This window comes from Afipia massiliensis (assembly GCF_014203115.1).
GTDB lineage: Bacteria > Pseudomonadota > Alphaproteobacteria > Rhizobiales > Xanthobacteraceae > Afipia > Afipia massiliensis.
Genome location: NZ_JACHIJ010000003.1, coordinates 639,070 through 660,776, shown reverse-complemented (window position 1 = coordinate 660,776; position 21,707 = coordinate 639,070). Strand labels below are relative to the sequence as shown.

Annotated in this window: 26 protein-coding genes and 1 tRNA gene; 7 read left to right on the top strand and 20 right to left on the bottom strand. The window is 61.4% G+C overall.

Features of this window, described 5'->3' with window-relative positions:
* Positions 1–8: 8 nt before the first annotated feature.
* Both HNQ36_RS12775 and HNQ36_RS12770 read right to left on the bottom strand, forming a co-directional pair.
* Positions 9–1,127 carry an oxidoreductase gene (locus tag HNQ36_RS12775; protein ID WP_184085569.1) on the bottom strand — a complete coding sequence of 373 codons (1,119 nt, stop codon included), beginning with the start codon at positions 1,125–1,127 and terminating at the stop codon, positions 9–11.
* 106 nt (positions 1,128–1,233) lie between these two features.
* Positions 1,234–2,178 (bottom strand): GlxA family transcriptional regulator, encoded by a 945-nt coding sequence (locus HNQ36_RS12770; protein WP_184085567.1) that lies wholly within the window; start codon positions 2,176–2,178, stop codon positions 1,234–1,236.
* Positions 2,179–2,322: 144 nt separating this feature from the next.
* Between HNQ36_RS12770 and HNQ36_RS12765 the strand changes: the two genes are divergently transcribed.
* Positions 2,323–3,132 (top strand): SDR family NAD(P)-dependent oxidoreductase, encoded by an 810-nt coding sequence (locus HNQ36_RS12765; RefSeq protein ID WP_184085565.1) that lies wholly within the window; start codon positions 2,323–2,325, stop codon positions 3,130–3,132.
* A gap of 85 nt (positions 3,133–3,217) precedes the next feature.
* Here HNQ36_RS12765 and HNQ36_RS12760 read toward each other — a convergent pair whose 3' ends face one another.
* The 5 genes from HNQ36_RS12760 to HNQ36_RS12740 all read right to left on the bottom strand — a co-directional run bounded on the left by HNQ36_RS12760 (position 3,218) and on the right by HNQ36_RS12740 (position 6,862).
* Entirely contained in the window at positions 3,218–4,153 is a 936-nt protein-coding gene (locus HNQ36_RS12760) for a cyclase family protein (protein WP_184085563.1), read from the bottom strand.
* A 137-nt stretch (positions 4,154–4,290) separates the two neighbouring features.
* Positions 4,291–5,013 (bottom strand): LrgB family protein, encoded by a 723-nt coding sequence (locus HNQ36_RS12755; RefSeq protein ID WP_184085561.1) that lies wholly within the window; start codon positions 5,011–5,013, stop codon positions 4,291–4,293.
* Positions 5,010–5,396, bottom strand: a complete 387-nt coding sequence (locus HNQ36_RS12750) for a CidA/LrgA family protein (protein ID WP_184085560.1) — start codon at positions 5,394–5,396, stop codon at positions 5,010–5,012. The genes HNQ36_RS12755 and HNQ36_RS12750 overlap by 4 nt, the downstream gene beginning before the upstream one ends.
* A gap of 76 nt (positions 5,397–5,472) precedes the next feature.
* Positions 5,473–6,267: an LssY C-terminal domain-containing protein gene (locus HNQ36_RS12745; RefSeq protein ID WP_184085558.1), complete on the bottom strand. Its 795-nt coding sequence runs from the start codon at positions 6,265–6,267 to the stop codon at positions 5,473–5,475.
* Between the two features lie 70 nt (positions 6,268–6,337).
* Positions 6,338–6,862: a hypothetical protein gene (locus HNQ36_RS12740; protein ID WP_184085556.1), complete on the bottom strand. Its 525-nt coding sequence runs from the start codon at positions 6,860–6,862 to the stop codon at positions 6,338–6,340.
* Positions 6,863–7,167: 305 nt separating this feature from the next.
* Between HNQ36_RS12740 and HNQ36_RS12735 the strand changes: the two genes are divergently transcribed.
* Entirely contained in the window at positions 7,168–8,259 is a 1,092-nt protein-coding gene (locus HNQ36_RS12735) for an AbrB family transcriptional regulator (RefSeq protein ID WP_246395361.1), read from the top strand.
* A gap of 3 nt (positions 8,260–8,262) precedes the next feature.
* Here HNQ36_RS12735 and HNQ36_RS12730 read toward each other — a convergent pair whose 3' ends face one another.
* Positions 8,263–8,805 (bottom strand): disulfide bond formation protein B, encoded by a 543-nt coding sequence (locus HNQ36_RS12730; RefSeq protein ID WP_184085554.1) that lies wholly within the window; start codon positions 8,803–8,805, stop codon positions 8,263–8,265.
* Between the two features lie 143 nt (positions 8,806–8,948).
* Between HNQ36_RS12730 and HNQ36_RS12725 the strand changes: the two genes are divergently transcribed.
* A tRNA-Leu gene (locus tag HNQ36_RS12725) sits at positions 8,949–9,033 on the top strand.
* A 144-nt stretch (positions 9,034–9,177) separates the two neighbouring features.
* A complete protein-coding gene (locus HNQ36_RS12720) occupies positions 9,178–9,546 on the top strand; it encodes a hypothetical protein (RefSeq protein WP_184085552.1) in 369 nt (122 codons plus the stop codon).
* Positions 9,547–9,576: 30 nt separating this feature from the next.
* On the opposite strand, the gene HNQ36_RS12715 is transcribed toward HNQ36_RS12720, so the two are convergent.
* From HNQ36_RS12715 to HNQ36_RS12685, 7 genes are all read right to left on the bottom strand, one after another.
* On the bottom strand, positions 9,577–10,014 hold the full coding sequence (locus tag HNQ36_RS12715) for a hypothetical protein (protein WP_184085550.1): 438 nt from the start codon (positions 10,012–10,014) through the stop codon (positions 9,577–9,579).
* Between the two features lie 26 nt (positions 10,015–10,040).
* Positions 10,041–10,811 (bottom strand): thioesterase family protein, encoded by a 771-nt coding sequence (locus tag HNQ36_RS12710; protein ID WP_184085548.1) that lies wholly within the window; start codon positions 10,809–10,811, stop codon positions 10,041–10,043.
* A gap of 18 nt (positions 10,812–10,829) precedes the next feature.
* Positions 10,830–11,798, bottom strand: a complete 969-nt coding sequence (locus HNQ36_RS12705; protein WP_184085546.1) for an NAD(P)H-dependent flavin oxidoreductase — start codon at positions 11,796–11,798, stop codon at positions 10,830–10,832.
* A gap of 115 nt (positions 11,799–11,913) precedes the next feature.
* Complete coding sequence (locus HNQ36_RS12700) at positions 11,914–12,468, bottom strand: hypothetical protein (RefSeq protein WP_184085544.1); 555 nt, start codon at positions 12,466–12,468, stop codon at positions 11,914–11,916.
* A gap of 78 nt (positions 12,469–12,546) precedes the next feature.
* Positions 12,547–13,128: a YqaA family protein gene (locus HNQ36_RS12695; protein ID WP_046828717.1), complete on the bottom strand. Its 582-nt coding sequence runs from the start codon at positions 13,126–13,128 to the stop codon at positions 12,547–12,549.
* A 63-nt stretch (positions 13,129–13,191) separates the two neighbouring features.
* The gene (hisE, locus tag HNQ36_RS12690) at positions 13,192–13,659 is read right to left on the bottom strand and encodes a phosphoribosyl-ATP diphosphatase (protein ID WP_184085542.1); all 468 of its coding nucleotides are present in this window, start codon (positions 13,657–13,659) and stop codon (positions 13,192–13,194) included.
* 125 nt (positions 13,660–13,784) lie between these two features.
* Complete coding sequence (locus HNQ36_RS12685; RefSeq protein WP_046828715.1) at positions 13,785–14,192, bottom strand: hypothetical protein; 408 nt, start codon at positions 14,190–14,192, stop codon at positions 13,785–13,787.
* A gap of 227 nt (positions 14,193–14,419) precedes the next feature.
* On the opposite strand from HNQ36_RS12685, the gene HNQ36_RS12680 reads away from it, so the two are divergent.
* The gene (locus HNQ36_RS12680) at positions 14,420–15,457 is read left to right on the top strand and encodes an ABC transporter substrate-binding protein (protein ID WP_184085540.1); all 1,038 of its coding nucleotides are present in this window, start codon (positions 14,420–14,422) and stop codon (positions 15,455–15,457) included.
* A 306-nt stretch (positions 15,458–15,763) separates the two neighbouring features.
* Here HNQ36_RS12680 and HNQ36_RS12675 read toward each other — a convergent pair whose 3' ends face one another.
* Positions 15,764–17,530 carry an adenylate/guanylate cyclase domain-containing protein gene (locus HNQ36_RS12675; protein ID WP_184085538.1) on the bottom strand — a complete coding sequence of 589 codons (1,767 nt, stop codon included), beginning with the start codon at positions 17,528–17,530 and terminating at the stop codon, positions 15,764–15,766.
* A 104-nt stretch (positions 17,531–17,634) separates the two neighbouring features.
* Here HNQ36_RS12675 and HNQ36_RS12670 point away from each other — a divergent pair, with 104 nt between their 5' ends.
* Entirely contained in the window at positions 17,635–17,844 is a 210-nt protein-coding gene (locus HNQ36_RS12670) for a hypothetical protein (protein ID WP_184085536.1), read from the top strand.
* Entirely contained in the window at positions 17,831–18,001 is a 171-nt protein-coding gene (locus tag HNQ36_RS12665) for a hypothetical protein (RefSeq protein WP_184085534.1), read from the top strand. The genes HNQ36_RS12670 and HNQ36_RS12665 overlap by 14 nt, the downstream gene beginning before the upstream one ends.
* 32 nt (positions 18,002–18,033) lie before the next feature.
* Here the strand turns inward: HNQ36_RS12665 and HNQ36_RS12660 are convergent, their stop codons facing one another.
* The 4 genes from HNQ36_RS12660 to HNQ36_RS12645 form a co-directional block, all read right to left on the bottom strand.
* Positions 18,034–18,324, bottom strand: a complete 291-nt coding sequence (locus HNQ36_RS12660) for a copper-binding protein (RefSeq protein WP_184085532.1) — start codon at positions 18,322–18,324, stop codon at positions 18,034–18,036.
* 204 nt (positions 18,325–18,528) lie between these two features.
* The gene (locus HNQ36_RS12655) at positions 18,529–20,157 is read right to left on the bottom strand and encodes a fatty-acid--CoA ligase (RefSeq protein ID WP_184085524.1); all 1,629 of its coding nucleotides are present in this window, start codon (positions 20,155–20,157) and stop codon (positions 18,529–18,531) included.
* Positions 20,158–20,336: 179 nt separating this feature from the next.
* The gene (locus HNQ36_RS12650) at positions 20,337–20,783 is read right to left on the bottom strand and encodes a YybH family protein (protein WP_184085523.1); all 447 of its coding nucleotides are present in this window, start codon (positions 20,781–20,783) and stop codon (positions 20,337–20,339) included.
* A 103-nt stretch (positions 20,784–20,886) separates the two neighbouring features.
* Positions 20,887–21,480, bottom strand: coding sequence for a TetR/AcrR family transcriptional regulator (locus tag HNQ36_RS12645; protein ID WP_283814030.1), 594 nt, complete (start codon positions 21,478–21,480; stop codon positions 20,887–20,889).
* Positions 21,481–21,707: the final 227 nt, after the last annotated feature.

Here is a 21,707-nt window from a genome sequence, read left to right as displayed (position 1 = left end):
CTTCGCCGTCAGGCGCTCTGCTCGAACGGATAGTCGGTGTATCCCACCTCCGCCCCGCCATAGAACGTGGCCCGATTGTAGGGCGTGAGCGGCGACTTCCGCTGAAGACGAAGCGGCAGATCCGGATTCGAAATAAAGTGGCGCCCGAACGCAATCGCATCCGCCTTGCCTGACGCGACCGCATCTTCTGCGGCCTCTCCCGTAAAGCCGCCCGCCGTGATCAACACGCCGGGCCAGAGCGGCCTGAACAACTCCATCGCCGACGGCACGTTCTGATGATTGACGTCGGCGCGGCCCGCGCCGCTGCTGCGCGGTTCGATGAAATGCAGATAGGCCAGACCGCGCTGGCTCAGCATCCGCACCACATGGCTGTAGAGCGGCATCGGATCGGCCTCGCCGGTGTCGTTGGCGACGCCGTAGGGCGAGAGGCGCACGGCAACCCGGTCAGCGCCCCAAACGCCTACGACCGCGTCGGTTACCTCCAGGAGCAGGCGCGCGCGATTCTCGATGGAACCACCATACGCATCCGTTCGCTGGTTGATCCGCGACTGCAGAAACTGCTCGAGCAGGTAGCCGTTCGCGCCATGAATCTCGACGCCGTCGAATCCGGCTTCCCGCGCGTTGCGGGCGCCATCCCGGAAGGCGTCAACGATTCCCGCGATCTCGCTGGTTTCGAGCGCCCGTGGCGTCTCATAAGGCACCTGCTTTCCATCGGCCGTCATGGCGCTGAAATTGCCGGAGATCGGAACGGCGGACGGCGCGACCGGCAAGGCCCCGCCGGGCTGGAACGACGAGTGCGAGACGCGCCCGACGTGCCAGAGCTGCAGGAAGATGATGCCGCCCTTGGCATGAACCGCATGGGTGATCTCGCGCCATCCCGCGATCTGCTCGCGCGAATAGATGCCGGGGGTTCTCGGATTGCCTCGTCCTGTCTGGGTGACCGGCGACGCTTCGGCGATGATCAATCCGCCCTTGGTGGCGCGCTGCGCATAGTACTCGAGATTCAACGAATGCGGCGCGTTGTCCTCATGCGCGGCACGCATTCGCGTCAACGGCGCCATGACGACGCGGTGGCTGAGCTGATACGGCCCGACTTTCAGCGGAGAGAAGAGCGAGGGAGAAGTCACGTAAGGCCTCCGGATTCGGCATCAAGGGTCACGCTGCCTACCACAGCTCATCTGTTTTCTTCCGCATTTGCGAGCCAATCGCGCGCATGGCAGGTCCACGCTCCGCCTACGCAGCAGCCGCTGTGCGTGCGGCCCGCTTGATCGCCTGAGGTGGTTGTCCGAACGCCCGCAGAAACGCACGCCGCATCCGTTCAGGATCGGAGAACCCAGTTTCGCGCGCGATCACGTCGACAGGATGCTGGGCTTCTTCCATCAGAAGTCTCGCCGCTTCGACGCGCAGGTTCTCGACGGCCTTCGCCGGCGACTGCCCAGTTTCGGAGCGGAACGCGCGGCTGAACTGCCGGGGACTGAGCCGCGCCGCCTCCGCCAGAATCTCCACCGACAAATCGCTTTTCAGATTCTTCTTTGCGAAAGCAAGGGCATCCTGAATGCGGTCGGACTTCGGCTGAAGTTCGAGTAGCACCGAGAACTGCGACTGCCCTCCGGTCCGCCGGTGATAGACCACCATCTTGCGGGCCACGCCGCGCGCAACCTCAACGCCGAGATCACTCTCGACCATCGCAAGACAGAGATCGATACACGATGTCATGCCCGCGGAGGTCCAGACTGATCCATCGACAATGTAGATCTTGTCTTCCTGAACTTTGACCTTTGGAAACCGGGCCTGCATTGATCGCGCGAATGCCCAATGCGTGGTCGCACGACGGCCATCGAGGATACCGGCTTCGGCAAGTACGCAAGCGCCGGTGCAAATGCTGGCGATCCGCCGCGATGCCTTGCTCGCCGAATTCATGAAAGCAAGAAGACCCGGCGACGATGGAACTGGAGTCAGCCAGCCGGTGACCATCACGGTATCGAACTTCGCCTTGCTGAAAGGCCTGGTTTCGACCGGAACGCCGGACGAACTCACCACCGGACCGCCGTGCTCGGACAAAAGTTGAACTTCGTAGGCGGGCGCAGCTGCGGCCATGTTCGCGACCTCGAACACAGAAACTGCAACCAAATCAAGGATTTGAAAGCCCGGATAAACGACAAGACCGATGCGCTTCATGACGTTGTCCTCAGTTTTGATCGTCCTTGCGAATGTCCTTAAACGAGGTATATGTGACATTTGAGACATAGAGGTAGCGCCCTAGATTGATCCCGTCAACACCGGCCATCGCCGGTCGCAACGGATCAACACAGGAGGAACGCAATGTCTCAGCAACAGACCAAAGGTACGGCCCTGGTGACCGGCTCGTCCTCAGGAATCGGAGCCCTTTACGCGGACCGGCTGGCCCGCCGCGGTTACGACCTCATTCTGGTCGCCCGCGATAAGGCAAAGCTCGACACGCTCGCAGCCAAACTCACCAGGGACACCGGCCGCAAGGTCGAGGCGCTGGCCGCCGACCTGAATGCGAAGGCAGATTTGCGCCGCGTCGAGGACCGGCTGAAGTCGGACGCAAACATCACCGTTCTCGTCAACAATGCCGGCGTTGGCGCAGCCGGACCGTTGCTCACGTCGGATGTCGAGCAGATGGACGCGATGATCCAGCTCAACGTCGTGGCACTGACCCGGCTGGCGCTCGCCGCCGCTCCCGCGTTCGTCGCGCGCAAGAACGGCACCATCGTCAATATCGCTTCGATTGTCGCTCTCGATCCCGACGTACTGAACGGCACTTACAGCGGCACCAAGGCCTATGTCGTCAATTTCACCCAGGCGCTGCACAAGGAATTCAAAGGCAGCGGCGTGCGGGTGCAAGCTGTGCTGCCGGGCGCGATCGCGACCAATTTCTGGGATGTCGCGGGTGTGCCTGTCGCGCATCTTCCTGAAGCCATCGTGATGCAGGCGGATGAACTGGTCGACGCCGCGTTCGCGGGTCTCGATCTCGGCGAACTTATCACTATCCCGTCACTGCCCGACGTGCAGGAATGGGAGAACTACGACGCGGCGAGGAAAGCGCTTGGTCCGAAGCTGTCGCGGACCCATGCCGCAAGCCGCTACAAGAGCAAGACTGCAGCCTAGCTCCCGGCCAGAGCGCGCGAGATCGATCGCACCATAAAACGTGCCCTCGGATTTTTCCCGAGGGCACAACTCAACGCAAGGACCGTTACCTGATCGCCACCGGATTGATCATGCTTTGCACGGCGCCCTTGAAACGCGGCTGTCCGAGCACGAACATGAACTCATAAGCCTTGTCCTTGGCCAGTTCCGCCGTGTTCATGTTTTCCAGAATGTATGTGCCGTTCATCGGCAGCAGAATCTGGTGCACCTCGAAGATATTCTTCGATTCGAACGGGATCACCTCAAGCCCCCAGGTGTCCGCGCCGATGGCGACGACGCCTTTGCCCGTCAGATATTTTGCGCCCTCTACGCCTAGGCCCGGCTCGGCGGAATTGTAGCGTTTGTCATCATTGCCGATCAGACTGATCCAACCGGTATGGAACAGCACGACATCGCCCTGCCTGATTTCCACGCCCTGTTTCTTGGCAACCTCCTCGATCTCCTTGACGTTGAATGCCGTGCCCTCCTTCACAACATCGACGCCATAGTGCGCGGCCATATCAAGCAGTACGCCGCGCGCCACGATCGGCGGAACCTTCTCGATTCCGAGTTTCTTCAGCCCTGTGGGGTCGGCAAAATCGGCAAGCTTGTTACCGTTATAGTAGACGTGCTCGACGCCGATGTGTCCCAGTCCATCAATCTGACTTCCGACGCCGACCCAGCCTTCGAGAATGTCGTCGTTATACGTCGTCTTGCTTGGTCCGAGACCCGGAATGCCAGCCTGCCCGGGCTGAACAATGGTCACCTTGAAGCCACGCGGCGGATAGGCCGGCGTTTTGGAATCCACCGGAATGCCGAGCGCATAAGTCTTGCCGGTCTTCACCAGTTGCGCCGCCTTTAGCGTCAACTCCGGCGTCAAGTAATTGGCGGCGCCGATCTCATCTGCAGGACCCCATTTGGATTTCGTCCAGTCTTGCGCTTGCGCAGTTGTTGCCGCCGCCAACAGCGCGATTGATATACCCAGCGTCAGATGTCTCACCATTGTTGCACTCCCATGTGACCGGCTGATTGAACCGCCGGATTGTTGTCACCTCGGGATGCTACATTGCGAATATCTCGAAATCATCACGCCGATGAGTTGCGCTGCGCAACAAAGCGGCTGTTTAAAACGGTGATCGCTCACCGCAGCAACAGCGTCGCCGCGAGCGGCACCAACAGCGACGTCACCAGCGCATTCAATCCCATCGCGATGCCTGCGAACACGCCGGCCACTTCATCGACCTGAAACGCCCGCGCGGTGCCGATGCCGTGCGACGCTAGGCCGGCTGCAAAACCGCGCGCCCGGAAATCGGTGATACCCAGCCGGTTCATTGTCGGAGTGACCACGATGGCGCCCATCACGCCGGTGAGGACCGTCGCAATAACGGTGATGGCCGGGTTGGCGCCCAGCATTTCGCTGATGCCCATGGCGACACCGGCCGTGACGGACTTCGGCGCCAATGCCAGCACGATGTCCCGCGGCAGCCCGGCGGCTTCGGCGAACACCATGACCGATACAATTGCGGTCGCCGAACCAACCAGCAGCGCCGCCAGCATCGGCAGGATCGCCGCCGCGACGAGTTTGCGATTCTCGTAGAGCGGGACCGCCAATGCGACCGTCGCGGGGCCAAGCAGAAAATGGACGAACTGCGCGCCGCCAAAATAGGTCGTGTAACTGGTGCCGGTGAGATACAGGAAAACACCGATGACCCAGATCGAATGCAGCACCGGATTCATCAGGGGATTGCGATGCGTCGCAAGGGATACAGCGTCGGCCAACGCATAGACGGCAAGCGTGACCGTCAGCCAGAGCAGCGGCGTCTGTGACAGATAGACCCACAGCGAGAATGGATTGTCCGTCATGGCGACTGACGCCTCCGCACCATGAGGCGGCTGATGATCAGGAACGTCCCGGCGGTGACGAGCAGCGTCACCACCACCGACGCCGCAAGGACAAGGGCGATGGCGACGCCGCGTTGCGCAAGCAGATCAAGATTCTGGACCACGCCGACACCCGCCGGCACAAACAGCAGCGACAGATGCGCCAGCATGCCCTTTGCCGTTCCTTCCACGGCATTTTCGCGCAGCGGTCCACGCGCCAATGCGGTGAAACGATCGCGCAGGATCATGAGTGCGAACAGCAGCGCAAGGCCGATCACCGGCCCCGGCAGCGGCAGACGCAAACCCCGGACGATCACCTCGCCGATCAATTGACAGATCAGGATAACACTCAGACTGGCGATCATGACGGCTCCGAAGCGGGTTCACGCCGCATATCACGCAAGTCAGCGCGACGCTGTCAATCGCGGTACAGGCGCAGCATCATTGCTGGGAGCGCCGATAAAGCTCGGCGATATTCCTCCAGATTGTATCCTTGAGCTGGTTCGCGGCCGGCCCCTCGAGGATAACTGGCGGCTTGGTGCGCTTGATGCAGCCTTCGACGAGCCGCATCATCCAGACTTCGCCATCGGTGTAGTAGAGATCGCCCTCGCCATTACGTCCGCGCAGCGTCGGGCCGACCCCGGCCACGGTGTAGCGTGCCTCAATCATCCCGGCGGCCTGCAGATCGGTTTCGACCAACTGCCGCTCGGCATCGACATCCGGTGCGATGTGATGCGTGACCGCGCCGGTATAGCGGCTGAATCCCACGCTGTGGTCGAACGTCACCGCGCCGAGCCAGACCGGGCGCTTTTCTTCGCCATCCTTCAGCACCATCCACAACCGGATGTGATGCCGCTGGTCGGCGCTCTTGCCGACCGGCTTCTCGAAGGCAAGATCTTCGCGGCGGCCATCGTAGAACAGCGGACTGACCGGCGCGTTGGGATAGGGCCGGTCGAGCAGCACGCTGCCCGATATTTCCAGAGAGGAACGCCATGTGATCGGATCGGCGGGAACCCATCCCGCCTCGCGCATAGCGCAAAGAACGTCGTTCGACGATCCGACCAACCCGACATTGATCGGATCGGCAGGAATCCCCTGCGCAGTGGCCGTCACCATCGGCAGGCCATCGAGTCTTTTCTGGTGCTCATAATGCCGCCAGAATGACGGCAGCAGCAGATAGGCGATCGCGCCGTAGACGGCGAGAATGACGGCAAGCGCGACGAGCACCCGCTTCATGGCGCACACAGACTGCCGTCGCGCTGAATCAGCCGGGGCGCCCGGCTGATCCGCTGATGGCCTGCCAATGTCAGCCTTTCAGCCGCTTGTTGCATTCGCTGTAGTAGCCGCCGCCCTTCTGGATCCATTTCAGACCACCATTGGCATTGGCAGCCTTGTTGGCGTTGTACTGATCGACGCAGGTGTGCATGCGTGCCTTGCTCGCCTTCTCGCTGGAGTATTTCGGTGCAACCGCGCTCGGGAACACCGCAGCGCCCGCGGCTGCCGGGGCAGCGGCCGGCTTCGGCGCTTCAGCAGCCTTTGGCGTTTCCTTCGGAGCGGCGGCTGCCTTTGGCGCTGCCTTGGGAGCTTCCTTCTGAGCTTCCTTTTGAGATTCCTTGGGAGCAGCCGTTGTCGCGGCTGCCGGCTTCGCATCGGCGCCGCACTGCGCCTTGCGGAAATCATTCCACTTCTGATCGCCCAGCGTGCCCGCGGTCTTCGCGGCCTGATACTTGGCGCTGCATTCCTGGGCAGTCAGGGCCTGCGCCGGCGTTGCGGCGAAACCTGCCGCTCCGGTCAGCAGTGCCACGCAAAATAGATTGGCTCGGATTGTCATCGAACTCTCCTGAAAAGGGATATCGAAAGCAGCACATCCTAGCCGACGCCGATCTGCATTCAATCGCGCCGCCACCGATGGCACGCAAAAATAATGAAGGACCGGGTCCTTTCGCGCTGCGGCGCGTTCACCGAACGAAAGCCCGCAAGGCGCGCTGGATCGCCAACTGGAGACCCGTCGCCGGCGGTTGCTTCCAATGTTTATCCCGCCACGCATGGACAGTGCGTAAGCCATGCCGCTGCTTCATTTGCGGCGCGCCACGGGATTTGTGATAACGACCGTCTCGTTCATCACATTTCGCCCTCATGAAGCCTGCCGTTCAGACGCTGCTGCGAGCCTTTCGCCACGTCACCTCACGCGACATCCAGCACACGTTTGAAACGCTCCTGATCGGCCTGGCCGGGGGCACGTTCTTTCAATGGCTGGAGCTGCCCGGCGGATTGATCTCGGGAGCGATGATCGCCGTCGGCGCGGCGGCGATTGCGGGGCGGCCGATGGACCTGCCGCCGCTCATGGCTCACGTCATCCTGATGACCCTCGGTCTGTCGCTCGGCTCGATGGTCTCGCCGCAGATGCTGACCAACATGGCGGCCTATCCGGTCAGCATCGCGATCCTCGCGGCGTCCACCTTCTGCGCGACATTCGGCAGCAGCTACTATCTCCAGCATTTTCACAAATGGGACCGGACATCCGCCCTGCTCGCCGGCAGTCCCGGCGCGCTGTCGCAAATCATCATGCTCGCCAACGAGCGGCGCGCCGACGTCGCCGGCATCGCAGTGGTGCAGACCATGCGCGTGATTGTTCTGACTGCGGCGCTGCCGCTGGTCCTCGCCGCGTCCGGACTGGCGCAGCACGGCGGTCAAGCGGTGCATGCGGCACCCGCGACGCCGCTTGCGCTCGCCGTGCTTGCGGCGGTGTGCGTGGCGACGTCGCTGCTGCTGCGTCTGCTGAAGTTTCCGGCGAGCTGGATGTTCGGCGCGATGCTCGGCTCCAGCGTGCTACACGGCACCGGTTCGATCGAGGGCGGCTTGCCTGGCTGGGCCTACGCCGCAGCACTGATCGGCATCGGTGCGCTGATCGGCACGCGGTTCGCACGAATCTCGGCGCGCACGCTGCTCAGCTACATGGCCGCGGCGATTGGATCGTTCACCGTGGCCATTGTCATTTCGGCAATCTTCGTCGCGATTGTCACCCTGACGACCAACGCCCGTTTCGGCGACATTGTGGTCGCCTTCGCGCCGGGCGCCATGGACGCCATGCTGGCGCTGGCATTGACGCTGCACATCGATCCGATTTTCGTCGGTGCACATCATCTGTCGCGGTTTGTTTTCGTCTCGGTCGCGACGCCGGGCATCGTCCATCTGTTCGGACGCCCACAGGTCGATGCCGACGACTAGCGATCAGGCTGACTTCATCGATTTGCCGATGCCCCGCAAGGCAAGCGCGGCCAGAGCGAGGGAGATCAGCGCGTTGTAGCCCGCCAGCGACAGTCCGAGAAAGCGCCACTGCACTTCGTCGCAGCGGATCACTTTCACCTTGTTGAGACCGTCCAGCAGACTGCCGCCACCGCCGAGATCAGTAATCGGCCCGCTGCAATCGGTCGGGCCTTGCCAAAAGCCCCACTCGACGCCGGCGTGATAGGCGCCGAGGCCGGCATTGGCGAGCCATATGACGGCCAGGGCTCCGAGGCCCGCAATCAGAAGCGGGCGCGAGACATTACGGGCGGCTCCAAATGCGATCAGCACGGCCAGCGGGATAGCCAAATAATAGGCATAACGCTGCTCAAGGCACAGCGGACAAGGCCGGATATCGAGCACCAATTGAAAGAACCATGCGCCCGCAAGGACGTCGGCCGCTATGAAGGCGATGGCCGCTCCAGCAACAAAAACCGGATCCCTCACACGCCCCGTGTATCCCGGCTTGAAGATCGCGTCGCTCGCCACGTGGAATCTCCTGTTCGGAGCGTCCTAACTCGCCCACCGGCCGCTGTCGACGCTCATTCCCATCACAGGCGGTTGACCGCGACCGCGCGCAAGCTATATTCCGCCCGCTTCACGACCCCTGCCCTCGGGCACCGGTCCTGTTGGCCCCTGTGGCGGAATTGGTAGACGCGCTCGACTCAAAATCGAGTTCCGCAAGGAGTGCTGGTTCGATTCCGGCCAGGGGCACCAAGACTTTATCTAAAGTCCGACCCATCGGCGAGTATCTCCGGTGATATTATGCTTCTACTGACTGCGCGAACACGAATAACCGTCGACGTCAAAAGACGTCACGCTTGAAGGCCAACTTCAGCGGCAATATTGGAATGACAGCGCATGGGACACCAAGCTAACTCTCCTCTCGCCCCCGAAGCCCCGTTACTCCAAGGTTTGTACAAGGTCGAATTTGAGACCCCGCGGGGCAAAGCCTTAGGGGTGATCAACGCTGAAAACGGAAAGCTCCGGGGCGGTAGTTCTGCATTCGCATATATCGGAACCTACACTCAGAACGGCCAATCGTTTGCCGGAAGCGTTTCCAGCGTTCGGCATACGCCTGATTCCAGTCATCCGTCGGTGTTCGGATTCGACGAGGTCATGATCAATTTCAACGGAACCGTCAAAGGCGGTTTTGCGATCTGCGAAGGCACCGCGACGGAATTTCCAAGCCTCGCATTCAAGGCCGTGCTGACGCGGGTCGCCGACTGACGGCGCGTCAGGCTCGGAGGAAGCGGCCATTCAGCCGCATTTCATCCTGCCCTTGAACTGTTTCTCGCCGCCTGACTGATAGACCGACAGAACATATCGCCCGGCATAGGTGTCGTCGTCGGCTCTGTATGTCCCGATCAGAATGAGACTGGCGAGATTTTCGCCCTTGTCGTCCGAAATTCCCAGCCGGACCCGCAGTTCATTGCCGTAGATCCATTGCTGTTCGATATTCTTGAGTTCGATCGCGCGCTTCGACCGCAGCGCCTTGTCATCGCCGACCTTGATTTCGACCGAGGCCTGATTGATCTGGACGATGCCGCCCGCCCCGCCCGTCAGCGCGGAGAATTCGAAATTCAACTGCTTGTCATCGATCGAGCAGTCGAGATTGCCGGTCGCGGACGCGCTTTGCGCCGCAAGCGGCAGGCACACCAGAGCGATCTTCAAACCTGAAACGATGCGCGATCCCATCCGTTGACCCTCCGATCGCGTTCGGCTCAACGGGGCTCGACCACGAGACACTGAATGGCCCCGCCGAAATATCCCTGAACATCGCCGAGACGCGAGACGGCAATGCCTGCGCCATCGATACCCAGGGTCATTTCGGAATTCAGCAAGATCCAGTCGCCCAACGGCGGCCGTGCAAACGTCACCGTGAGGTCGGCGTTGATGAAGCTCCAACGATTGAAATCCAGCACCGCCGCGACGCCGTTGGAGCAATCCGCCGCAAGCGCGGCCTTCATCGTTTGCGAGGTCGCTGCTCCCTCGACGATCGGACGCTCGGGCCGGAACCAGATGGCGCCCGACCCCAGTTTCAGAAACCCGCCTTTAACCGCGCGCAGCGTTACCCCACCAAGGAAGTTGCTGGACGTTTGCGGTTCTTCGCGGCCGGCCTCGGGGCCCGGAACGTCAATCGGCATCTCCGGCACAACATCGCCGGGCAGCGCCACCGCCTGCGTCCTGACCTTGAGCACGGTGGCGCGGACCACCTCAACGCCGTTCGCCAGAAGACGCACCGCGCAGAGCTGGATCTTGCGGCCCTCACGCACCACCTCGGTCTCGATCGTGAGCGGAGCAACCGGCACCGGGCGCATCAGATCGACCGTCAGCCGCGCGATATGCATCGGCTGAGGCGATGGAATACGCTCGGCCGCCCAAACGATCAGGGACGACGGCGCGCCGCCATGCTGCATGCTGGGGTCCCATGGACCCGCAGCATGTTCACTCGTGAACACACGATTGCCTTCGACGCGAAAGACGGCTTCCATGATGTGCTTCGTCTGGCTCTAGAGCGGCGCGTCGGCTGCAGCCTCGTATTCTTTCTTGAAGCGCGCCACCAGTTCTGCGACCGGCAGCACCTTGTCGACGCTTCCGATGCCCTGTCCGCTGCCCCAGATTTCCTTCCAGGCCTTCGGCTTGTTGCGCTCGCCGCTGGCATCGGTACCGAAATTCATCTTCGAAGGATCGGACACCGGCAGATTGTCCGGATCCATCCCGGCAGCCACGATCGACGGCTTGAGATAGTTGCCGTGCACCCCGGTGAACAGGTTCGAATAGACAATGTCGTCGGCCGAGGATGCAGCGATCATGCCCTTGTAGTTTTCAGGCGCGTTGGCTTCCTGGGTGGCGATGAACGCCGAACCGATATAGGCGAAGTCGGCGCCCAGCACGCGCGCCGCGCGGATGGCGCGGCCATGTCCGATTGCGCCGGACAATGCGATGGGGCCATCGAACCATTGGCGGGTCTCCGCCACGAATGCGAACGGCGAGATCGCGCCGGCATGGCCGCCCGCGCCGGCGGCCACCAGCACGAGACCATCCGCGCCCTTCTCGACAGCCTTGTGCGCGAACTTCTGGTTGATGACGTCATGAAACGTGATGCCGCCCCAGGCATGCACCGCCTGGTTCAATTCCTCACGCGCGCCGAGCGAGGTGATCACCATCGGCACCTTGTGCTTCTCGCAGACGGCGAGATCCTGATCGAGGCGGTTGTTGGATTTGTGCACGATCTGGTTGACCGCGAACGGCGCCGAGAGGCGATCGGGATGCGCCTTGTCGTGCGCCGCGAGTTCTTCCTTGATCCGGTGCAGCCATTCATCCAGCAACGCAGCAGGGCGCGCATTCAATGCCGGAAACGAACCGACGATTCCGGCCTTGCATTGGGCGATCACAAGATCCGGGCCCGACACGATGAACAACGGTGAACCGATCGCCGGAATCGAAAGGCGACCTTTGAACAAGGCAGGCATCGACATCAGAAAATCCTCTTCAAGACTGAACCATCAACTGAATCGTCAGGCGCGCGTCCGCGCTGCGGCAAATGTGCCACGGTCTTAGGGGCTACAGCGATTTCTTGAAAGGGGCTTGCGTTTACTGGCAGACCGCCTTGGTGACGAAATTTTCTGTCCGGCACGCGCCCTGGCCCGAAAAATACGCTTTTGCCGAGCATTTCTGGGTGGATTCGATGTCTACGCTTTTGCCCTCGGCGTAACCTTTTTCCTTGCAGAGCTGGTCTGCTGCGCGTTTGCAGTCGGGGGCGCCGTTGGCAGCCGCGGGACAAAGCGTGCGCCCGCTGGCCATCGACTGGCCCGACAGGGGCGCGATCCGCTTCAGGCTGTCCGTTGCATCCTTGGCGCTGGAGTTCAGCCCGTCGAACGCCTTTCCCGGACTGGGCAACGCCGAACTCAAACCCGATGCGGAGTCCTTCAGCAGCTTGCCGATTTCCTCGACCAGTCCCGGATTACTGGCCGGAGGTACGGGCTCAGGCGCCGGCGGAGCAGCTTGCTGCGATGGTGCGGCCTGAAGCGGTGGCTTGGCCTGCTGCGGCCAAGCCGCCGTCGTTCCCCACAGGGTCGTGAGGACGGCAACCATCAGGATCATGCGTCCTCGCACGTCCACGAACAGATCGCTGGTGTGATTGGACATGCCCGAGAGTATCCCGCCGCCTCCGCCGGAGAAAGGTCTATGTCCGGCGCGGTTTCGCCACGCGAACGGCCGCGTCGATCAGAACAGTCGAAATGCGATGATGAAACCGAGCACCAGCGTGGCGGTGGCAATGATCACCCAGAGGCCGAGACGTTTCTCGATGGCTTCACGAATCCACGTGCCGTAGCGGTTGAGCAGGATCGCGACGATAAAAAACCGTCCACCACGCGCGATGATCGAGAAGACCACAAACAGCAGCAGATTGTAGTCGGCAAAACCGGACGTGATCGTCACAAGCTTGTACGGGATCGGCGTGAGGCCCTTCAGCAGGATGATCCATGCGCCGTACTCCGCGTAGGACGCACGGAACGCCTCCACCTTGTCGCCGTAGCCATAGAGATTGATCAGCCACTGCCCGACGCTGTCATAAAGCAGCGCGCCGATGGCGTAACCCACAACACCGCCGGCAACCGACGTCACGGTGCAGACCAGCGCGTACAGCCACGCCTTCTGCGGCCGCGCCAGCGACATCGGGATCAGCATGACGTCGGGCGGAATCGGAAAGAACGAGCTTTCGGCGAACGACACGGCTCCCATCAGCCAGAGGGCATAGGGCTTGTCGGCGGCGGCGATGCACCAGTCATACATTCGTCTCAGCATGGCGCGATGAACCACCGTCCGGGTAATTTGTCCATGTGTGGGAACGTGTAATTTAGCCGCTGATTAGCGGCGTTTTTTCAGCCGGCTGCTCTGGAGCGCGACAATTGGTCGCCGCGCAACACTTTCGGAGGCCGATGGTGGCGCAATTTTGGCAGCCGCCTTTGAGGTGGCTCCGGATTTATCAGAAACCGGCTTGGCTGCATGCGGCTTGTCAGCGGACGCTTTCGGCAGTTTTTCGGCGATGCCCTGGACCCGTTCGCGGCGATCCATTTCGGCCCATACGTCTTCCGGACGAACACCTGCCGCCACCCAGAGAACCGACAGATTGTAGAGCAGATCCGCGCTTTCCCGGATTACCGCATCCGAGTTGCCGTTGACCGCATCGATCACGACTTCGATGGCTTCTTCGGCGAGCTTCTTGGCCATTTTCGCGGGGCCGCGCTGAAACAGCCGTGCCGTCCGCGACGTCGCCGGATCGAGATCCTTGGCCGCAATAACCGCGTGATAAAGCCGTTCTAGCGAATCACTCATGCGTCGAACCTAGATCAAATCCCTCGCCAGCGTGTTAACGGCCGCTCCAACCGGCTGAAAATACTCCCAAAAAAGCAAATCGCCGGGATTTCCCCGGCGATCATCCAACGCGATTGGCGCGCCGATCAGTAGTAGCCGCCGCCATAGCCCCCGTAATAGGCCGGACCACCGTAGTAATGCCGTCCGTAATAGGGACCGCCGCCGTAATAGTAGTTATCGCGGTAGTAGTCGCGGCGGCGCTGCTCGGCGACGATGGCGCCCATGGTGCCGAGCGCCATGCCCATGAAAGCGAGGCCAGCGGCGTTGTTATTATAGCCGCGGCGCACGGCACGGCGGCGCGCGCGGGAGCTGAAATCAGTGGCTTCGCTGGCGTTCGCGGGCTCGGCAGATGTGGTTTTGGCCGCCGGTGCAGCGGCCAGCGGTTCTGCCTGCGCGGACAGCGGCGGTACAGCCACGGTCAAGACCAGCGCAGCAGCCGTCGCCAGAACAACAGCTCGGGTGAAAGGCGAAGGCGAAGTCTTACGAATAAGCATTTCAACGTCCTCATGGGTCATCCCTGGTCTGAACAGGCCAGTCGGAGGATAACCTTAATCATTACATTAGGTTCCTGAATCCGAATGCAAGCTGAACGACAAAAGGCGAAATTGCGGCAAACTCCGCCCCAAAGGGCCAAAAGGTGACGGACAGGCGCTTGTGTGCCTGTCATCATACCAACACAGCGGATGCTCAAAAACCGCGTCAACAAGACCAAGTGCCGCGCATGCCAAACACCCCGTATCGCCTCCTCCGCAAAACGCTGCTGTCGCTGGCGCTGCTGACGTCCGTCTGCGTCGGCGCCACCCCCGGGTCAGCCGCATCGGCGCTGCACTTCTCGTTTGACCGCGCAATCGACGGTGCGGCGGCGCCGTTCGTGCTGGCGTCCGTCCGAGGTTTGTTTCGCACCGAAGGTCTCACCGTCACCACCGGCCAGGCGACCAGTTCGGTCGACGCCATCGGGCGCGTCGCATCAGGCAGCAGCGACATGGCGCTGGCCGACATCAACGCGCTCGTTCGCTATCGCGACAAGGACAACGGCGCGGCGGTCAAGGCGGTGTTCGTGCTCTACAACAAGGCGCCCTATGCGATCATCGCACGCAAGAGCCGCGGCATCGCGACCATGTCGGATCTCGAAGGCAAGACCATCGGCATCGTCGATGGCGACCTCGCAGCGCGGCTATGGCCGGCGATGGCGCGCCTGAACAACATCAAGCGCGACAAGATCAGGACCGAGAAAATCAGCGCAGCGGTGCGCGAGCCGATGCTCTCGGCCGGTCAGCTCGATGCGGTGACCGGATTCTCATTTCTGTCCGCGATCAACCTGCGCGACCGCGGCGTCCCGGCAAACGACCTGGCGGTGCTCCGCTTCTCCGATTTCGGCAGCGAGGTCTACGGGCATGCGCTGATCGTCAATCCGAAATTCGCGGACGCCAATCCGGACGCCGTGAAAGGTTTCGTGCGCGCGACGATCGCGGGCATCCGCCTGAGCCTCAAGGATCCGGCCCGCGCGATTGACGACGTGCTCCTGCAGATGAGCGGCGGTTCGCGTGACGTCGAACTCGAGCGGCTGCGCGCCGTACTCAACGACAACATCGTCACCGACGAGGTCAAGCGGAACGGCCTCGGCGGGATAGAACCCGGCCGTTTCGACGCCGGCATCAGCCAGATCGCGGACGATTACGAATTCCGCAAACGGCCCTCCGCGGGCGACATTTTCGACGACAGCTTTTTGCCGCCGCTGAACGCGCGCAAGATCAACTAAGCCGCGCAACTTCAGAATGTTCGCCTCGATTGGATCGCGGCCTCAACGTCAGAAATCGCACCAAATCCCGAGAAATGCCCAACAGCCGACATGACGAGCATTCCACAAGCAATCCGCGAAGCGGGACTAAGTCCCAACGGCTGTTTGTATCCGCCGGAGGGAGATTCATCGCGGAGCGAAGCAGGTAAGGCTCCCTTACCTTGGGCGGATAGCCGTGGCACTTCATCAACTGCGATCGATTGCCGACAAGAGACTATGACATGAGGACATGTCGCTCATAATTGCTCGCGCAGGCGCTTCGCCGGGTCAGAGCGGGAGGCCTGCCGAGAGGAGGCCGGCCTCGTGGCGCTGGCGGTCGACTTCGCGCTTGTAGTGCTGGGTGGCGAGGTAGGCGGCCACCGAAAACTTCGGCTCGCGCTTCAAGACTTCTGCCGCGTGCGCGGCAGCCGCGACCGCGTTCCCCATCTGCGCAAACGTAGCGGCGAGGAATGCATGATGTGTGTGGTCAGGCTGTGTGATTCGGGAAAAAGCCTCGGCGGCTTCAGCGTATTTCTCGGCGCAATAGTAAGCGCGCCCAAGGTGGTTCCAGAAGCGCTCCGGGTGGTACGGGTTGAGACGCATCGCCTTCTTGATCCAGTCGATGCCCTCCTCCGGCCGCCCAAGCCAAGTTAGAAGCTCGCCCTGCTGCACTACAACCAGGTCGTAGTTAGGATTGAGCGCGAGCGCCCGCTCCTGATGGTACGCGGCCTTGCTATGATCGTCGCGCGTCAGATTCAGAGCGGCGAGAATCCGGTGCACATCACTGTCATTGTCATCGAGCGCCAGCGCGGTCTCCAGCTCCACACCCACTTGCTGGAGGGTAGCGTCACGATCAGCGCACCAATCATAAACCCACGTCTGGCCCAGTACGCATGCCTTCCAGGCGTGAGCGTGAGCATAGTTCGGGTCGAGTGCGAGGGCGCGGTCGAGCAGGTGCTGAGCTTCGGCGTTGTCCTCCCGGATCGAGCGGTGGTGCAGTACCCTGGCGGCCAGCACGCACTCATAAGCCGCCATGTTTTCAGTCGTCTTGCGCTTTGCACGGTCGTGTGTGGCGGCCTCGACGCGGCCGGGAAGCGTCGCGACGATCGCGCGAGTCATCTCGTCTTGGATGGCGAAGATATCCTCAAGCTTGCGGTCGTAGCGTTCGGCCCAAATGTGCCGGTCGGTTTCTGCGTCGATCAGCTGCACAGTGACGCGGATGCGATCGCCCCCCTTCCGCGCACTCCCCTCGAGGACGTAATCGACGCCGAATTCGCGCGCAATCTCCTGCACCTTCACTGCCTTGCCCTTGTATACGAAGGTCGAGTTGCGCGAGATGACGAGCAGATCGTGGAAGCGTGACAGCTCCGTGATGATGTCCTCGGTGAGGCCGTCCGCGAAGAACTCCTGCTCCGGATCGCCGCTCATGTTGACGAGCGGCAATACAGCGATGGACGGCTTCTTGGCGGTCATTGTTGCCGCCGCAGCGTCCTTCGCGCCCTCTGGCGCGGTTTTCAGGTCTGGCTCAAGCCGGACTCGAAAGACGCGGATCGGACGGGAGATGTTCTTGACGCTCTGGTCGCCGATATCCTCGAATGCGACGTCGTCCAGTCGGTTGCCGACCTGATCGCGCACCGCGCCCGAAACGCAGATACCGCCGGGCTCGGCCAGCATTTCGAGGCGCGCCGCGACGTTGACACCGTCGCCAAAGATGTCGTTTTCCTCAACGATCACGTCGCCCAGATTGATGCCGATCCGAAACTGTATCCACCGCGCCGGCGAGACGTCCGTGTTGCGTCTAGCCATCCGTCGCTGGACCTCTGCAGCGCACAGCACTGCGTCGGCGACACTGTGAAACTCGACCAGCATGCCGTCGCCGGTAGTCTTGATGATGCGGCCGCGGTTCTTTGCGATGGCCGGATCGATGAGCTCGATCCGATGGGTCTTGAGACGCGCAAGTGTTCCCGTCTCATCGACCTCCATCAGCCGACTGTAGCCGACCATGTCGGCGGCGAGGACCGCTGCGAGCCTGCGCTCTGTTCCAGGCACGTCCATCCCTCGGGTTGCCTCGCAGAGCAGTCTAGCAGATCAGAGGCTTTCGCCCAAGCTTTCGCGCCTCAAGCAGGCCACACCACCGCCGCTGCACGGGCGAAGCCACCGTGAACATCGCGTTGGTCGGGCAGAACTTCATCGCCGCAATGCCGGACAAGCAGAACGTGTTCGGCCTGCATGGCAGAGCGGGTTTCGACTGGCGGCCCGGGCGCATGGCGCTGTTCGCCGCTCGCGAAGTCACCCGCATGAACGACAACGTTACCACCTTCACCGGCAAGGGCGGCGTGGTAGGTGCGACGCTTCATGCCCGGGCGTAGCCTGAGCTGGGACAGCGATACCTGCGTCACGATCTCCGTTGCTCCCTGCTCCCGGCGTGAGGCGCGCAAGTCCGCTTGGGGCATTGGTGAACCTGCGCTCGCGGGCGTTTTCGACGACAGCTTTTTGCCGCCCGTGAGTGCACGCAAGGTCAACTAAATCTCGGACACCGCATTGTCCGTATCTCGGATTTACTGTTTCTGGAGTTTCGTGATTGTCTTCATTCCACCCGTTTCCGCGGTGGAATAGGTGACCTTATCGCCAACATGCACGGTGTTTAACGACGAACGGTCCTGTGCCTTGAACTCTTCCGTAGCGCCGCCGGTATTCGCTCCGACGGTGCCACTTTGCTCCTGTTGAATCGCGATCGTGCCGTTGATCCGGTCAATTTTCGTAATCATTCCTGTCAGGGCTTGTTGGGCCAAAGCCGCCGAACTGATGATCGTGAGCACCGTAACCAAAACGATGTTTGCGGTTTTCATGGCAGTCTCCGGTTTTGGGGTATGCCCAACAAACCGCAGTGGTCCGGATTGGTTCCTCCTGAGGACGGCGACGCAAATAGTCTGCTGTGGGTCACTGGCGGATTTGCGCTCACTTTTCCACGACGCGTTCCCGCCGCCATGAGCGCCCGCAGCGCCAATTAAGCCTCAAAGTGACAGCGCCCGCGCGGACGCGGACGCCCGATTTCACGATCCGGCGTTCGGGAAGCGGTAATCCTTGAACCGGTCGCGCAGCGTCATCTTGTGGATCTTGCCGGTTGCCGTATGCGGAATATCGTCAACAAAGGCCACGTCGTCCGGCATCCACCATTTGGCAATCCTGCCGTTCATGAAACTCAGGATATCTTCGCCGGTGGCACCGTTCTCCTGCTTGAGCCGCACAATCAGCAGCGGACGCTCGTTCCATTTCGGATGATGAACGCCGATGACCGCGGCTTCCGCCACGGCAGGATGTCCAGCCGCGAGATTCTCCAGATCGATCGATGAAATCCATTCGCCACCCGACTTGATCACATCCTTGGAACGGTCGGTGATCCGCATGTAACCGTGCCGGTCGATGGTCGCGACGTCGCCGGTGTCGAAGTATCCTTCATCGTCGAGGATATCGGTATCAACCCGGTAATAGGCCTTCGACACCGCAGGGCCGCTCACCTTGAGCCGCCCGAATGTCTTGCCGTCCCAAGGCAACTTCTTTCCAGTGTCGTCGGTGATCTTCATCTGGACGCCGAACGGCGGAAAGCCCTGAGTCTGCAGGATATCGAGCCGCTCTTCACCCGTGAGTTCTGTGAACGGCGGTTTCAGCGCGGCGACCGTGCCGAGCGGGCTCATTTCCGTCATGCCCCAGCCGTGGCGCACCCGGATGCCCATATCGACGAACGCCTTGATCATGGAGCGCGGCATCGCCGAGCCGCCGCAGGCGACCGTTTTCAAATCAGGCAGCTTCAGTCCTTCGGCGGCCATGTAGTTGAGAAGCATCTGCCACACCGTCGGCACGCCGACTGTGAATGTGACCTTCTCGGCGGTGAGCAATTCGTAGACCGAAGCGCCATCGAGCTTTGCGCCAGGCATCACCAGCTTTGCGCCCATCGATGGTGCGGAAAAGGCGGCGCCCCAGCTGTTGGCGTGGAACATCGGCACCACCGGCATCACGGTATCGGCGGCGCCGGTGCCGAGCGAGTCGCCGGCATTGGCGATCAGTGCATGCAGCACGTTGGAGCGATGCGAATAGAGCACGCCCTTCGGGTCGCCTGTGGTGCCGGAGGTGTAGCACATCGCCGCTGCGGTGTTCTCGTCGAACGTCTTCCAGGCGAAATCGCCGTCGACCGTGCCGATCCATTCTTCGTAGGAGACCGCGTTCTTCAGCTTGGTCTCCGGCATGTGCGCCCGGTCGGTGTAGATAATGTAGCGCTCAATGCCCGGAAGCATCGGAGCGATGGCTTCGAGCAGCGGCACGAAGGTGAGATCAATCATCACCATCCGGTCTCCGGCGTGATTGATGATCCATGCGATCTGTTCCGGAAACAGACGCGGATTCACCGTGTGGCAGACGGCGCCGATGCCCATGATGCCGTACCAGGATTCCAGATGCCGCCAGGTATTCCAGCCCAGCGTCGCAACGCGGTCGCCGATCTTGACGCCGTCTTTGTCCAGCCGCTGTGCGACCTTCAGCGCGCGGGCGCGTATCTCGCGGTAGTTGGTCCGGTGAATCGGCCCTTCCACCGAACGCGTGACGACCTCACTGTCGCCATGGATAGCGGCGGCGTGATCGATGATCCGATTGCACAGCAGCGGCCAGTCCTGCATCAAACCAAGCATGCGAAACTCCTCTGATTTTTCTGTCTCAGGGACGAACGCGGACCCTGCGCCTCAGAGAGCCAGCCGTCTTTGAGGCGCATCCGTTCGTCCGCGCCCGAACGGGCGCGTGGCGGGATCAAATTGATTTTTGGGAGCCAACGGATCACCGTTGGCAAAGCTCATGAGAGCCGGTTCAGCAGTCAGTTCTGACTTCTGCTGGCATTCAGGCCGGCGCGGGTGAAGGCATCGACCCTTTGAGCGCCGTTTACATAGACGTTCTTGCTGGTCACTTCGCCAGCATGGTTCACAGTGAACACATCAAGCATCTCGATTCTGGCCGTGAACGGCTTACCGGCTGTATCGACGAGGTCGATGATCATCAGCCATTCGAAAACCCAGAAATCGGCGCCGAAAAGCATACGCCCTTCTTCAAACCTGAATTCAACCGTGGCGAACAAATTAGCACAGTACTGCCGGAGAGCTTCGCGTCCCTTGATCGGCTCTGCTCCGTCATGCACCCAGAAAATCGTATCCTCGGAATGAAGCGACGCGATCAGATCCGGATTCCGCGTCTTCCAGCCGACATGGTAACGGGCAAACAACGCCTGCGTATCAAGGCTCTTTTCCGCCAGTTGCGCTCTCGACATTTCATCCTCCCATTGTGCTTTGTTATGGAGGATCGTTTACCGACTGCAAGTCGGTAAGTCAAGAGATTTGAAAACTGCGTGTTCGCGGCGGCGCGGAGATTCCTCACGAGTCCTTTTGAAGGCCGTACAGCATGCTTCGCAAGGTCGCGCAGTAAACGCGCGCAACCGCGACCGGATTTTCGGAAGCACCGGTTGCCAGCGCGGCCTCCATGATGGCGCCTGTGACAAGCCGCGCGGCAGAATCGATCTGCTTGCGGGATGCTTTCGGCCCCATGATCGCCACGAGACCGCTGTGGATCGCCTCAAAGAAGTGACGATCGTCCATTTCGCGCCACCGCTGCAGGCCCATGACAACAGGCCCATCGATCAGAATCAACCGGCGCAGTCCGGGCTCGCTCGCAGCCTTCAGGTAAGCGTAGGTGTTCATCGCGATGGTTTCGGGCGTGCGCGGACCCTTGTTGGCTGCAAGGCGCGAATTGAGCTGGCTCGCCAGCTCCGCCTGTACGCGATCGAGCACCACCTCGAAAATGGACTGCTTGGACGAGAAGTGGTGATAAACGCCGCCCTTCGCGATCCCCGCGGCGATGGCGATATCATCGATGCTCACGGCGTCGAAGCCGCGGCTCATGAAAAGCTTTCGAGCCGCGCTCACAATTCCATCGATTGTCGCTGCCGATCGTTCTGATTGCCGAGCCATCGCTTCACATATCCAGGACTATTCTGCCGATACGCGTCTTCGGCATCACAACGTCTTACTTTGTTCAGTTCAAAAACTCACTATCCGCGTTGCAAACGCCGTTGCATGCCTGCAGCTCTCATGTAGGTCACATTTCGCGCGGCCGCAGACCAGCGATCCGTTCCCCGCCGCCGCTAAATGCCCGCAAAATCAATTGAGTGCATAACGACGCCGCTCGCTCCCCTCCC

Coding starts and splice junctions, on each gene's coding strand:
- HNQ36_RS12720 (WP_184085552.1), top strand. CDS start 9,178: ATGGGACACCAAGCTAACTCTCCTCTCGCCCCCGAAGCCCCGTTACTC.
- HNQ36_RS12645 (WP_283814030.1), bottom strand. CDS start 21,480: ATGGCTCGGCAATCAGAACGATCGGCAGCGACAATCGATGGAATTGTG.
- HNQ36_RS12710 (WP_184085548.1), bottom strand. CDS start 10,811: ATGGAAGCCGTCTTTCGCGTCGAAGGCAATCGTGTGTTCACGAGTGAA.
- HNQ36_RS12760 (WP_184085563.1), bottom strand. CDS start 4,153: ATGGTGAGACATCTGACGCTGGGTATATCAATCGCGCTGTTGGCGGCG.
- HNQ36_RS12735 (WP_246395361.1), top strand. CDS start 7,168: ATGAAGCCTGCCGTTCAGACGCTGCTGCGAGCCTTTCGCCACGTCACC.
- HNQ36_RS12705 (WP_184085546.1), bottom strand. CDS start 11,798: ATGTCGATGCCTGCCTTGTTCAAAGGTCGCCTTTCGATTCCGGCGATC.
- HNQ36_RS12755 (WP_184085561.1), bottom strand. CDS start 5,013: ATGACGGACAATCCATTCTCGCTGTGGGTCTATCTGTCACAGACGCCG.
- HNQ36_RS12740 (WP_184085556.1), bottom strand. CDS start 6,862: ATGACAATCCGAGCCAATCTATTTTGCGTGGCACTGCTGACCGGAGCG.
- HNQ36_RS12715 (WP_184085550.1), bottom strand. CDS start 10,014: ATGGGATCGCGCATCGTTTCAGGTTTGAAGATCGCTCTGGTGTGCCTG.
- HNQ36_RS12700 (WP_184085544.1), bottom strand. CDS start 12,468: ATGTCCAATCACACCAGCGATCTGTTCGTGGACGTGCGAGGACGCATG.
- HNQ36_RS12685 (WP_046828715.1), bottom strand. CDS start 14,192: ATGCTTATTCGTAAGACTTCGCCTTCGCCTTTCACCCGAGCTGTTGTT.
- HNQ36_RS12770 (WP_184085567.1), bottom strand. CDS start 2,178: ATGAAGCGCATCGGTCTTGTCGTTTATCCGGGCTTTCAAATCCTTGAT.
- HNQ36_RS12660 (WP_184085532.1), bottom strand. CDS start 18,324: ATGAAAACCGCAAACATCGTTTTGGTTACGGTGCTCACGATCATCAGT.
- HNQ36_RS12745 (WP_184085558.1), bottom strand. CDS start 6,267: ATGAAGCGGGTGCTCGTCGCGCTTGCCGTCATTCTCGCCGTCTACGGC.
- HNQ36_RS12750 (WP_184085560.1), bottom strand. CDS start 5,396: ATGATCGCCAGTCTGAGTGTTATCCTGATCTGTCAATTGATCGGCGAG.
- hisE (WP_184085542.1), bottom strand. CDS start 13,659: ATGAGTGATTCGCTAGAACGGCTTTATCACGCGGTTATTGCGGCCAAG.
- HNQ36_RS12665 (WP_184085534.1), top strand. CDS start 17,831: ATGCCCGGGCGTAGCCTGAGCTGGGACAGCGATACCTGCGTCACGATC.
- HNQ36_RS12680 (WP_184085540.1), top strand. CDS start 14,420: ATGCCAAACACCCCGTATCGCCTCCTCCGCAAAACGCTGCTGTCGCTG.
- HNQ36_RS12695 (WP_046828717.1), bottom strand. CDS start 13,128: ATGCTGAGACGAATGTATGACTGGTGCATCGCCGCCGCCGACAAGCCC.
- HNQ36_RS12765 (WP_184085565.1), top strand. CDS start 2,323: ATGTCTCAGCAACAGACCAAAGGTACGGCCCTGGTGACCGGCTCGTCC.
- HNQ36_RS12650 (WP_184085523.1), bottom strand. CDS start 20,783: ATGTCGAGAGCGCAACTGGCGGAAAAGAGCCTTGATACGCAGGCGTTG.
- HNQ36_RS12655 (WP_184085524.1), bottom strand. CDS start 20,157: ATGCTTGGTTTGATGCAGGACTGGCCGCTGCTGTGCAATCGGATCATC.
- HNQ36_RS12675 (WP_184085538.1), bottom strand. CDS start 17,530: ATGGACGTGCCTGGAACAGAGCGCAGGCTCGCAGCGGTCCTCGCCGCC.